The sequence below is a fragment of the uncultured Sphingomonas sp. genome, assembly GCF_964250165.1.
In the GTDB taxonomy this organism is placed as follows: domain Bacteria; phylum Pseudomonadota; class Alphaproteobacteria; order Sphingomonadales; family Sphingomonadaceae; genus Sphingomonas.
The window spans coordinates 1-11,936 of sequence record NZ_CAXUEK010000022.1 but is presented as its reverse complement, the minus strand read 5'-3'; the positions used below and the strand labels follow the sequence as shown (position 1 = coordinate 11,936).

Annotated in this window: 9 protein-coding genes; 7 read left to right on the top strand and 2 right to left on the bottom strand. The window is 65.8% G+C overall.

Features of this window, described 5'->3' with window-relative positions; genetic code table 11:
* Positions 1-41 precede the first annotated feature (41 nt).
* On the top strand, positions 42-1,049 hold the full coding sequence (locus ACFE64_RS06765) for a glycosyltransferase family 2 protein (protein ID WP_375391698.1): 1,008 nt from the start codon (positions 42-44) through the stop codon (positions 1,047-1,049).
* Between the two features lie 25 nt (positions 1,050-1,074).
* Here ACFE64_RS06765 and ACFE64_RS06760 read toward each other — a convergent pair whose 3' ends face one another.
* A complete protein-coding gene (locus ACFE64_RS06760; RefSeq protein ID WP_375391697.1) occupies positions 1,075-1,893 on the bottom strand; it encodes a glycosyltransferase family 32 protein in 819 nt (272 codons plus the stop codon).
* Between the two features lie 130 nt (positions 1,894-2,023).
* On the opposite strand from ACFE64_RS06760, the gene ACFE64_RS06755 reads away from it, so the two are divergent.
* Both ACFE64_RS06755 and ACFE64_RS06750 read left to right on the top strand, forming a co-directional pair.
* Positions 2,024-3,154, top strand: coding sequence for a glycosyltransferase (locus ACFE64_RS06755; RefSeq protein WP_375391696.1), 1,131 nt, complete (start codon positions 2,024-2,026; stop codon positions 3,152-3,154).
* Between the two features lie 183 nt (positions 3,155-3,337).
* Positions 3,338-4,384, top strand: a complete 1,047-nt coding sequence (locus ACFE64_RS06750) for a glycosyltransferase (RefSeq protein WP_375391695.1) — start codon at positions 3,338-3,340, stop codon at positions 4,382-4,384.
* A 15-nt stretch (positions 4,385-4,399) separates the two neighbouring features.
* Here ACFE64_RS06750 and ACFE64_RS06745 read toward each other — a convergent pair whose 3' ends face one another.
* A complete protein-coding gene (locus tag ACFE64_RS06745; protein ID WP_375391694.1) occupies positions 4,400-6,538 on the bottom strand; it encodes a WD40/YVTN/BNR-like repeat-containing protein in 2,139 nt (712 codons plus the stop codon).
* A 255-nt stretch (positions 6,539-6,793) separates the two neighbouring features.
* On the opposite strand from ACFE64_RS06745, the gene ACFE64_RS06740 reads away from it, so the two are divergent.
* From ACFE64_RS06740 to ACFE64_RS06725, 4 genes are all read left to right on the top strand, one after another.
* The gene (locus tag ACFE64_RS06740; RefSeq protein WP_375391693.1) at positions 6,794-8,158 is read left to right on the top strand and encodes an O-antigen ligase family protein; all 1,365 of its coding nucleotides are present in this window, start codon (positions 6,794-6,796) and stop codon (positions 8,156-8,158) included.
* Positions 8,159-8,254: 96 nt separating this feature from the next.
* A complete protein-coding gene (locus ACFE64_RS06735) occupies positions 8,255-8,992 on the top strand; it encodes a metallophosphoesterase family protein (RefSeq protein WP_375391692.1) in 738 nt (245 codons plus the stop codon).
* A gap of 84 nt (positions 8,993-9,076) precedes the next feature.
* On the top strand, positions 9,077-11,731 hold the full coding sequence (locus tag ACFE64_RS06730) for a PAS domain S-box protein (RefSeq protein ID WP_375391691.1): 2,655 nt from the start codon (positions 9,077-9,079) through the stop codon (positions 11,729-11,731).
* The coding region (locus ACFE64_RS06725) for an alpha-amylase family glycosyl hydrolase (RefSeq protein WP_375391690.1) at positions 11,728-11,936 on the top strand (209 nt) is incomplete at its 3' end. The genes ACFE64_RS06730 and ACFE64_RS06725, both read left to right, overlap by 4 nt.

The window sequence follows — 11,936 nt, the reverse complement described above, 5'->3', positions numbered from 1 at the left end:
CGTAAATGGACGGGAAAGACGCCCAAGACTATGCGGGCGCCATGGGTGAAACAAGCGTCGGCGTCGTCGTGATCGGTCGCAACGAAGGCGAACGGCTGCGTGCGTGCCTCCGGTCCATCCCGCCGGCGAATGCGCGCGTCTACGTCGATTCCGGTTCGATCGACGGCAGCTGCGCGCTGGCGCGCTCGCTTGGCTTCGACGTGGTGGAACTTGCCAGTCCGCCCGGTTTCACCGCGGCGCGGGCCCGCAACGAGGGTGTCGAACGCCTGCTGGCGGCACGTCCCGATCTCGCCTTCGTGCAGACGATCGATGGCGATTGCGTGCTTCACGAAGGCTGGCTGGATCGGGCGCTGAGCGACATGGCCGGTGACGCCAGGCGCGCAGCGGTGTTCGGCCGTCGGCGCGAGCGGTTCCCCGCTGCCAATCTCTATCACGCGGCGACCGATCACGAGTGGAACGTTCCGCTGGGAGAGGTGGCGGCCTGCGGCGGCGACGCCTTGCTCCGCATCGCCGCGCTGCGCGAGGTGGATGGTTACGACGGCGCGCTGATCGCCGGTGAAGAGCCGGAGATGTGCCTGCGCCTGCGCCAGCGCGGGTGGCGAATCTGGTCGAACGGCGCCGAGATGACGCTGCACGACATCGCGATGACGCGGTTCGCGCAATGGTGGCGGCGGTCGCAGCGGACGGGCTTCGCTTTCGCGCAGCTGGTGCGGATGTATGGATCGACGGCGGACGCGCACTGGCGGCGCCTGATGCGGAGCGCCTTGGCGTGGAGCGCCATCGCCGTCGCACCGGTCGGGCTGCTCGTCGCGGCGCTGGCGATGCGGCAACCGGCGCTGGCCGTCGTCGCGCTCGCGTTCGCGGCGCTTCTTGGCGTGCAGGTCGTGCGACTGGCGCGGCAGCAGCGCGCCGTCGGCAGCGGCTGGCGCAACGCGCTCCTCTGGGGCTGGCTCATAATTGCCGGCAAGCTGGCGCAGAGCCAGGGCTGGGTGCAGTTCCAGCTGCAGCAGCTCCTGAAACGACGGACTGGCCTCATCGAATATCGATAGCTGATGACCGGTTCTACGCTGTGACTCAAACTCCGTAACGACGATTACCGTCAGCTAATTGATGTTTGATGTTTCGCATCGTCGTGTAAACTACATCCGTAATTGAACGAACCCGACCGCCTTGGATTATTGGAGAGCCTAGTGCAGTATAGCGCTGGCGAAAGTGCAGGCCGTGTACATATCCAGTTTCTATGCTGTATTGGAGTCCGATTTTGGTTTCATCTCTCACCAGCCGGTAAGGATGCTGGCTCAGTAGGGGAGCAATAGCGCGCGTGTAGGCGATTGGCCCTGTCGTTCGCCAAACGCCTAATCCGCCGACACCAAAGCGCCATGGCGTATAAGTGCGAATGTTGTGCAAAACGCACTTCACGACCGCCTCAAGAAAAGGATGACCTGCCCTTGCCATTATATGCCATTGCTGAAACTCGCCACCTGGTATGCTGCGCAGTTCCTTATGTAAGCCAAAGCCTCGACGCGGTTCGTCATCACCATTCGCCCATTGACATAGCAAATATTCTTCTTGCGGAGTAATGATCGTATCAAGCGGTCGCATAAGTGTGCTTTTCACGTCCAAATAAACACCACCCTCCGCAAATATCCGCAGATATCGAAATAGATCAGCTCGCGCCGCACCGTAAGAAGGGTCTATGGACAGGTAGGCCTTCAAAACGTCCTGGTCGAAGCGATCACGAATATAACCGATGATTGCCGCGTCATCATACAAAAGGAACGTCCAGGCCGGATTCGCTTCAACCATGCGTTGTCGGTTTTCTGCTAACGCTGGTGGCAAAATGTTACTGGGATAGGTCTGAACAACTGTTCTGGGAAACCGTGTCTCGATCATAGCATCGTCCTACAATAGGAATATTTGTTGATATCATCCTGATTGCCTAACTTCGGAAAACCGTGCCATCCGGCGGTAGTCGTGGTTCCGGCGCTTGCATTGAGGACCCTTCTGTCGCAATACGCCGTAAATGCGCGACGCCAAAGCCATTCCGCCGCGTCTTTCTATCTCGGTCGCACTCGCGACTTACAACGGGGCGGCGTTTCTGCCCGCGCAGCTCAACAGCATCGTAGGCCAGTCGGAGCCGCCGGACGAGATCGTTATTACCGACGATCAGTCAACGGACGCCACGCCGGGCCTGCTGGCGGACTATGCTGCACGGTCGCCGATTCCCATTTACGTCCACAGCAATCCCGAGCGCCTAGGGTTCGTTCGAAACTTCGCGCGCGCAATCCGGCTGTGCCGGTCAGAATTAATCTTTACTTCCGATCAGGACGATGTCTGGGCGCACGAAAAGATCGCCGTCATGAGGCCGATGTTTATGGATCCCGACGTTCTGCTGGCGTACCACAATGCTCAGGTAGTCACGGCGGACGATCGCCCCCTATTCCATCTTTTCGACGCACAAGAGGCTAAATTGAACGCGGTGTGGCCGCTTCATCCTTGGCATGCCTCTGCTGGCATGACTCAAGCCTTCCGAGCAAGCTTGCGCGTCTATGATGATCTTTGGCCACCGAGTCTTAATCATATCTGGATGGAGAAAGAACGCCTTAACCACGACCAATGGTATTTCTTCCTGGCGCAAGTGTTAGGCCGGGTGGCCTATGTCGACAAGCTCTTAATACGCTACAGACAACACGGCAATAATACGATCGGAGGGTCACCGCGTCGGCCGCACAATCTATGGCGACGTTTCCTACAGAATATTGACTATGATCCACGGATCGATCGCCTACGGGCTCATGCGGCGGAGCGCCGCGCTGACATCCTTCACGAGCTCGCGGCAAGACTGGACGGATTGAAAAAGGCGCACGCCGAAAGCTTGATGATCAAGTATCTGCGTTTGTCTGATCGCCTGCGACGTCGTCGTTTGGTGTACACTGAGCAAGGGTTCCTGCGACGGTTGGTTGCTCTTATCAGGCTTGTCGGTCACGGCGATTATAGCGATTATCCGTGGGGCTTTCGACCCTCGTCCATCGTGCGCGAGATCATCAGCGGGGTGCCTGGCCGCCACGCACAAGCACGCGATCAAGCACCTTCCGGCAGGCTAAGCGCGCCATCTGAAGAAAAACCGAGCACGTGGCGAGGAACGTCTGCTTAATGACGTTCCACCGCTTGCGGTGATCGATCGGTCGGGACCGAGTTTCTGCCGGCTCCCGTGGGCAGGTGCCGTTAACCCGTTTGCGGCGCTGGGCAGGCACCGGCGCTTTGCGGTAGGCCGCGCGCCATGAGGCTGGCCGGTTATCATGCTCCGCCGCCGGTCACCAGTCAGGGAGGCATTACGTTGCCCGAAACAGATCACGTCGAGTTGCGCAACGTGACGGTCGCGATCATCGCGCGCAACGAGGAAGCGGAGATCGCCCGGACAATCGGGTCCCTGTCTCGTCAGACGCTGTTCGCGGGTCCGCATGCCGTGACGGTCTTCGTGGTCGCGAATGGCTGCACCGACCGAACGGTGCCGGTGGCACGGGCGGCGATTGACGCACACCTGGCCGGCGTAGCGACGCGGGCCGAGGCGATCGATCTGGCCGAAGGCGGGAAGAGTCGGACGTGGAACCGTTTCGTCCACGAGCTCGCCCCGCCCGAGACCGACGTCTTCCTCTTCCTGGATGCGGACATCGAACTGGCGCACGACCGCGTGTGCGCGGATATGCTGACCGTCCTGCAACGTGATCCGGCAGCGGTGGCCTGCGCGAGCCGCCCGACCAAGTCGCTGGTCCGGAAAGATCACAAGTCGCTCGTGGATCGAGTATCGCTGCTCGTCTCGGAGGAGAGCCGGGCGGACCGGTCGATCTGCGGCCAGCTCTATTATCTCGACGCCGACGTGGCGCGGACAATCTGGCTGCCCAACGAGACGCCGGGGGAGGACGGGTTCCTCAACGCCATGGTCCGCACCCGGGGCTTCTCGCGTCCCGATGATCCGGACCTCATCGCGGTCGCGGACGCGACGACGCATTACTACGACGCTCCCGACCTCCTCGGCACGTTTCAGCATGAGCGCCGCATCATCGTCGGCACGGCGGTGAATTGCTGGATATTCGAGCATCTTTGGTCGCTCGGCGCGACCGCGTCCGTCGGCCCGCTGATCGATCAGTGGAACCGCACCGACCCGCAATGGGTGAGCAAGCTGATCGGCGAGCGCACGCGAGGTAAGACATGGGTGATCTCCCGCGAGATCCTGCTGACCCGGCTGCCGAACCTCAGTGGAGCGTCCTTGGCGCGGATTGCCTGGAAGGCGCCGCTGGGAGCGGCGGCGACGTTGTTCAACGGCATCGCCTCCTACCGCGCCAACAAGGTCCTGAAGCGGTCGGGGGCCGCCGCCATCTGGTAGGCGATCAGCCGAGCCTCAGCTGATCAGGCCGTAAGCCGCTCCCGATCCGCTGAACCCGATATACACCTTCCCGTAGGTGCTCATATCACCGGCCAAGGTGACGACACTGTCGCCGCTGTTCAGGGGAACTGCACCTAGGTCCACCCAGGTGGCCGCATTGTCGTCGCTGCGCCAGATCGAATAGGTGTTGTTGATATACCCGGCCATGTAGATTGCCGGATAGGTCTGGCCGGGCGCCGCTTTGCCGAAGCCGAACGCGCTGACCTCCCAGATGTTGGGAAGCACCTGCCACGTCGCACCGCCATCGACCGAACGCTGGAATGCGACCGAGCCGGGATGGGTGGCGCCGCCCTGCTCCCCGGCCGTGAAGAACAGGTGGCCCTGCTTGCCGGGAACGGCGTAGAGCTTGGCGTGAAAGGTCGTCCAGGTCCCGAGCGTCCCGGTGAACACCCGGGTGAACGTCTCGCCCCCGTCCGTGGACCGATACAGGCCGGCGGCGGTGCCGACATAATTGTACAGGTAAAACGTGTTCGGGGCGACGCGGTCAGCTGCCACGACGAAGCGGCGGAAGTAATAGGCCCAGCCCCAGCCGGTCTCGCCGGTGAGGGGGACACCGGGAACCTGGCTCTGCCGCCAGGTCTGACCGGCGTCCTTGGTAAACCAGGGCGTGCCGTTGTTGTTGGGCAGGATCATGAAATTGGTACGGCTGCCTGCGGCGATGGAGCCGCCGATCTTGCCGTTCGTGATTTCGTCCGGAATTGAGCCGAACTGTCGCCACGTCGCCCCGCCGTCCGTCGAGATGCCGGACCGGTCGACGTTCCACCAGTTGATCAGCGCCACGATCGTCTTGGGATCGTCCGGGGCGTAATCCGCACTCCACCCCATCACGATCGAGTCCGTGTTGCCGGGACCATGGGTCTGTGGATAGACGTCCGGGTTGTCGATCTTGAAGATCGGGCGATCCCACGCGAGATAGAGCGGCGCTCCGCCGGAAGGCGCGACGATCTCGGTTGTCACCAGCTGTTCGATACCGCGCGACTGCGACGTCCACGAGTAGTTGGCCCCGCCCGGGGACGGGTTGGTCCACCAGACGCCGATGCCCTCCGAGAAGTAGAGCTTGTTGGAGGCACTGGGGTCGAACGCGATCTCCCCGCTCGACATGAAGTTCTCGTTCGTCCAGGCGAGCCACGGAATGTCCGTCGCCACGCGCTGGCCCGCGATCGCGTTGGTCCAGGTCGCGCCGCGATCGAAGCTCTGCGCGATCGAGCCGCCGAAGTTTCCGATCACGATGTGGGCGGCGTTCGCGGGATCGACCGCAATGGTCTTGAAGGTGCCCTGCGCCGAAACCGCGCTCCAGACGCCGTTGGCGAACTTGCGCACGTTGTTCTGGCCGACTCCGTCGGTCGCCCAAAGGACGCCCTGCTGGTCGCACACCATATGCTGCACGTTGACCGGGCCGCCCGGCGTCAGGATGAACGTGGCGCCGCCATCATTGGAGACGTAGACTCCGTTCCCCTGGCTCGAGACGAACAGCCGCTGCGTCGCGCCGCCGCGCAGGTCCGACGAGGGATCGAAGGCGATCCGCGCGCCGGAGGCGGTCTGAGGCTTGGGAACGTCGGCGCAGGTGCGCGAGGTCGCGCCGCCATCAGTGGTGATCACGACGCCGTCGGCCCACGACCCAAACACGACGATGTTCGGGTTCCTGGGATCGACCGCCATCTTGCGGCCGAGATAACGGAAATCGTCGTTCTGCGGCGTATACAGTCCGGTCACGCTCGTCTTGGTAAAGGAGGCACCGCGATTGTCGCTGCGGTAAAGGGCGGCGTTGACGAGGACGTAGATCCGGCTGCTGCTCGAATGCGCAACGCAGATCTCGTACACGCCCTGAAACGCGAGGTTACGACCCCATTCGCCGGCCGGCATCGTCGCCGTGGTCAGCAGCTGCGTCCATTCGGCGTTCGTGTCCGACCAGATATAGGCGCCCGAGGTATCGGTGCGGATGACCTTGGTACCGTCGGCCGCGATGTCGATGCTGGTCAGCCAGCCACCGGCTCCGATCCGCAACGGCTTCCACTTGAAGGTGGGCGTCGGGGTCGGCGTCGGCGTCGCGACCGGTAGCGCGGTGACGCTTTCGGTCCCGACCAGCGCTTTCATGACGGCGGCTGCGCCGGCTTTGGCATCGGCGGAGCCGCAGCCGCTCAGAACGAGCGTGCTGCCGCCGAGGGCGAGACTGCGGCGTACAAAGACGCGGCGGGAGAGGGTCGGGTCCATGGGCGGGTCTCTGCCCGCTCCGCATGAAATTATCGTAAAGCCGCTGGGTTGATCGTTTATTGCAGCGCAAGAATTCGGTCGTAGCGGGTCGCTCGGCCGCGTATGATGTAGCGCCGGTGAGAGGCGGGAGGTGTCGGGGTGCTGCGATACATCGGGCTGGTTGTCGCGCTGGTGTCGATACCGCTCTTCTATGAATGGATGCGCGGGACGCCTGCCCAGCGGCGCGCCGGGTGGTTTGCCGTCGGCGCGCTACCGTTCGTCATGTCGGTGTTCCACCTCAGCGTCGCCGTCATCCCCTGGGCGATGTGGCCGGGCTATGTGAAGGGCGTCATCGTCACGTTGCTGGACACGTTGGCGCTGGCGATCATTCTTACGGACCAGGAGAAGACCGGCAAGACGCCGCTCCTGTGGGCCTATCTGCTGTTCATGGGCGGAACTGCCGCTTCCCTCCTCTTCGCGCGGCCGGCGGAGGCGTCAGTCTTCTTCGACTGGCAGCTCGCCTGTTGCATCCTGGTATTCATGGCGGTGTCCAAGCTTGCCGTGCGCCGGGAGGGCGTGCGCGCCGTGGTTGGCGGTCTGGCTGCGGCCAGCTGCGTGGAAGGCTGCTACAGCCTTGTGCAGCGAGCGCACGGAGTCGGTCAGGCGACCGGCACCATGGTCCACCAGAACCTGCTGGGCCTCTGCATGCACTTCGCGCTGTTCCTGTCGCTCGCGGCGCTCCTGGCGGGAGACCGGCGACCCTTAATCAAGGCCGGGATCGCCGGCGCGCTGGTGGCGGTCGCGCTCACGGGGTCGCGGGCAACAACGGCGCTGGCGGGCTCGGGCGTGCTGATGCTCCTCTTGCTCTCTGTGGTGCGGCGGCCCACCGCCGCCAAGATGCGCATCGTGGCGGTGGGACTGGGGGCTATGCTCATCGCGGCGCCCGTCGGATATCTGACGCTCGAGCATCGCTTCAATGGCGGCCCTATCCTGACCTCGGATGACGAGCGCGCCGCCTTCGAGCGCGCCGCCCGCGCGATGTGGAGCGATCATCCGATGGGGGTCGGGGCAAACCAATTCGTGGTCCGGGCGAATGCGGACGGCTATTATGACCGGGCGGGTGTATCGTGGGTGTCCACGTCGCGCGGCGCCAATGTGCACAACACCTATCTCTTGATCGGGGCGGAAACCGGTTATCTCGGTCTGGGCACATTCCTGATCCTGCTCCTGTCCGCGATCGGGAGCGCCTTTCGGCTCGCCTGGGCCAAGCCGCGGGACTTCGATGGCGAGATGGCGCTCGGGGCGGGCGTGGCGCTCGTCGTAGTGGGGCTGCATTGCTTCTACGAATGGGTGTTCGTGACCGGGACGCCGCAATACCTCTTCGCGATCACGCTCGGGCTGATTTCCGCCTTGTCGAAACGGCGAGCGCGAGAGGACCGGGAACGGCGACGCAGGCGCCAGGCATTGCCGCGGGAAGCGAGCGAGGAAGTGCGGCCGGCCTTGGCGCAGCCGGTTCCGGCCTGACGGCTCCGAGTGCGTCGAAACCATCGTCCGGTCGTTTCCCCCGCCATGCCTTTCCTGAAGCGCCTCCGGTCCGAGCCGGCCCGCCTGCCGCCCGGCATGCGCGTCTATGCGATCGGCGACGTGCATGGCGAAGCGGCGCTGCTGAGTAGCCTGTTGCAGCGGCTGGCCGACGACGCGCGCCTGCGGGGGCCGGCGGACACGGTTCTGCTGTTCGTCGGCGACATCATTGATCGCGGCCCCCATGGCGCCGAGCTGATCGTCGCGCTCGCGCCTGCGGCAGGCGATCGCGTGATCCTCCTGAAGGGCAATCACGAGGCGGCGCTGGTCGATGCCTGGCGTGGTGAGGATGAGGCGCTGGCGTTCTGGATCGAGTTCGGTGGCCGTGAGACCCTGGGGGGCTTCGGTGTGACGATCGCGGAGGGCGACGACCTCGCCGTTGTCGGCCAGAAGCTCCGTCACGCTGTGCCGGAGGCCCTCATCGATCGGCTGGACGCGCTCCCGACCGCCTGGACGGCGGGAGACTATTTCTTCACGCACGCGGGCGTGCGCCCGGGCGTGCCGCTGGACCGGCAGGTGGAGGCCGATCTGCTTTGGATCCGCGAACCCTTCCTGTCGAACCGGCGCCGGCAGGAAAAGGTCATCGTCCACGGCCACACCATTGAGCCTGGCGTGCCGGCGCTCGGCGGCGTGCGGATCGGCATCGACACCGGCGCCGCAGCGCTGGGTCAGCTGACCGCGCTGGGTCTGGAAGAGGACCGGCAGTGGCTGGTACAGGCGACCCGCGACACCGCCCAGGCACCCGCCTTCGCGCTCGACGCGGCCGTGGCGGCCTGAGCGCCCCGCCCACTAGGCTGGACAGCGCCACGGGCCTTTGCCAATGCGGTTGGGGCTTGCGTCGTTGCGTGAGGGAGTAGACGCTTGCCGGATCGGGCCGCTTCGTTCCCCGACGAGTTCGCCAGCATCGCTGACGCCGCGCCCGCGCCGATGTGGGTCGCGGGCCTTGATGGTCGGCGCGTCTATGTGAACCGCGCCTATGCCGCATTCGCGGGCGTGCCATATGCGGCGGCGCTGGAGTTCGACTGGCACAGCGTGATCCACCCCGATGATGCGGCGAGGCTGCTGCAGGACTCGCTCGCGGGCGAGGCGTCGCGGGCCGCGTTCGAGATGGAAGGGCGCTATCGCCGAGCTGACGGCGAATGGCGCTGGCTCCGTTCGGTCTCGCAGCCGCATTTCGACGCCACCGGGAGGCACATCGGCTTCATCGCGGTCGCGCACGACGTGACGGAGGCGAAGTCGGCCGAGCTGGCGATGCGTGAGCGCGAGCAGCAGCTCACGGCCGTCTTCGACCAGACGGCGGCAGGCCTGGTGCAGGTCGATCTGGCCGGGCGGATCACGCGGGTGAACAAGCGGTTCTGCGCGATCGTGGGCCGCCCGCGCGACGAGCTGATGCGTCTCACGCTGTGGGATATCACGCATCCCGACGACATCGCGGCCGATCGGACGTTGGTCGAGGCGGCGCTGGCGAGCGACACCGGCTACACCCATGACAAGCGCTATCTCGGACCCGACGGCGCGCCGATGTGGGTCCACGATTCGGTATCGGTGCTGCGTCGGTCCGATGGTCAGCCCTACGGCCTGCTCGTCGTCGCGATCGACATCACCGACCGGCATGCGGCCGACGCGGCGGCGCGCCGGAGCGAGGCCGCGCTGCGCGACAGCGAGCAGAAACTCCGGTTGGCGATCGAGGGCGCGCGAATCGGCACCTGGGAGCTGGACCTCACCAACGGCAAGGGTAGCTGGTCCGACCGGACGGCCGACATCATGGGCGTGCCGCCGGGTACACCGCTATCTGCCCGGCAGCGCGACGCGATGATCCATCCTGACGATCGTGCCCGTGTGCGGGACGGGACGGCGCGGCTCGCCGAGTCCGGCACGGAGTTCCACAGCGAATACCGGATCGTCCGGCCGGACGGCGCAGTGCGCTGGATCGCCTCGCACGGCATGATCATGCGCGACGCCGGCGGCGCGCCCACGCGTGCGATCGGCACGCTGCGTGACGTGACGGAGCGCCGCGAGGCGCAGGAGCAGCTCGGCGCTCTCAACCGCACGCTGGAGCAGCAGGTCGCCGAGCGCACCGCCGAGCGCGACCGCATGTGGCGGATGAGTCGCGACCTGCTGCTCGTGATCGGCCGCCACCGCCGCGTGCTGTCAGTGAACCCCGCCATCCACAGCCTCGGCTACGCGCCCGAAGAGGTGATCGGCCGGCCGCTTGCCGGCTTCATCCACCCGGACGATTGGGCGGCGACCAGCGCCGCCGTTCGCGCGGCCGCCTACCATCCGATCGGCGAGTTTCACGCGCGGCTGCGCGCCAGGGACGGCGAGTGGCGCTGTATCGCCTGGACTGCGGCGCCGGGCGAAGGCGAAGCCTATGTGATCGGGCGCGATGTCACCGCCGAGACGCTGCGCCGCAACGAGCTGGCGCAGGCGCAGGAGGCGCTCCGGCAGGCGCAGAAGATGGAGTCGCTCGGCCAGTTGACGGGCGGAGTCGCGCACGACTTCAACAATCTGTTGACCCCGATCATTGGTAATCTGGATCTGCTCCAGCGGCAGGATGGCTCATCCGAACGGCAGCAGCGACTCGTGCGCGGCGCGCTCGAATCGGCGGAACGCGCACGCCTCCTGGTGCAGCGCCTGCTCGCCTTCGCCCGCCGCCAGCCGCTCCAGCCCGGGGCGGTGGCCATCGGGGCGCTGTTCGATGGCTTACACCCGTTGATCGCGAGCACGGTGGGGCCGCAGGTGCGGGTGGTGGTGAACGTCGCGGCCGATATGTCGCCGGCCATGGCGGACGCAAATCAGCTGGAGCTGGCGCTCCTCAATCTCGCGGTGAATGCGCGCGACGCCATGCCCGAGGGCGGCACGCTGACGCTCGCCGCGTTCCCTGTCGCCAACCCGCCCGATCTGCCGCCGGGCGGCTATGTCGCACTGAGCGTCGCGGACAGCGGGCACGGCATGGACGCCGAGACGATGGCGCGCGCGGCCGAGCCCTTCTTCTCGACCAAGGGCGTGGGGAAGGGCACGGGGCTCGGGCTGTCGATGGTGCATGGCCTGGCGTCGCAGCTGGGCGGCGCGATGCGGCTGGACAGCCGGCCCGGCCAGGGCACGCGCGTCGCGCTGCTGCTGCCGGTCGCCGACGCGCCCGCGGCGCCAAGCGTCCCCGAGATCGCCGCTCCTGCCGACCAGGCGGGGCGCGTGCTCCTGGTCGACGACGAGCCCGACGTGCGCGCCGCGACCGCGGACATGCTGGAGAGCCTCGGCTTCACGGTGGCGACCGCGGGCTCGGGGGCTGAGGCACTGGGGAAACTGGCGGCACGCCCGGACGTGCTGGTCACCGATCATCTGATGCCCGGCATGACCGGCGCCGATCTCGCGGTCGCGGCGCGCGCCAGGCGGCCGGACCTCAAGATCCTCGTCATCTCCGGCTATGCGGGGCTCGATCAGATCCCGCCCGACCTGCCGCGCCTGTCGAAGCCGTTCCGCCTGGCCGATCTCGCGCAGAGCCTGGCCCGGCTGTGACCGGCGGCGCGCCGCGGCCATGGTGGGAGCGGGGCGTCGTCTACCAGGTCTATCCGCGCTCGTTCCAGGATACCGACGGCGACGGGGTGGGGGACCTGCCCGGCATCGAGCGCCGACTGGATCATCTCGTCCGGCTCGGGGTGGATGCGCTGTGGCTGTCGCCGATCTTCCCGTCGCCGATGGCCGATTTCGGCTATGACGTGGC

What these genes read in the sequence shown, in the direction of transcription:
- ACFE64_RS06765 (WP_375391698.1), top strand. Translation starts at nt 42, where the DNA reads ATGGGTGAAACAAGCGTCGGCGTCGTCGTGATCGGTCGCAACGAAGGC.
- ACFE64_RS06760 (WP_375391697.1), bottom strand. Translation starts at nt 1,893, where the DNA reads ATGATCGAGACACGGTTTCCCAGAACAGTTGTTCAGACCTATCCCAGT.
- ACFE64_RS06755 (WP_375391696.1), top strand. Translation starts at nt 2,024, where the DNA reads ATGCGCGACGCCAAAGCCATTCCGCCGCGTCTTTCTATCTCGGTCGCA.
- ACFE64_RS06745 (WP_375391694.1), bottom strand. Translation starts at nt 6,538, where the DNA reads ATGAAAGCGCTGGTCGGGACCGAAAGCGTCACCGCGCTACCGGTCGCG.
- ACFE64_RS06735 (WP_375391692.1), top strand. Translation starts at nt 8,255, where the DNA reads ATGCGCGTCTATGCGATCGGCGACGTGCATGGCGAAGCGGCGCTGCTG.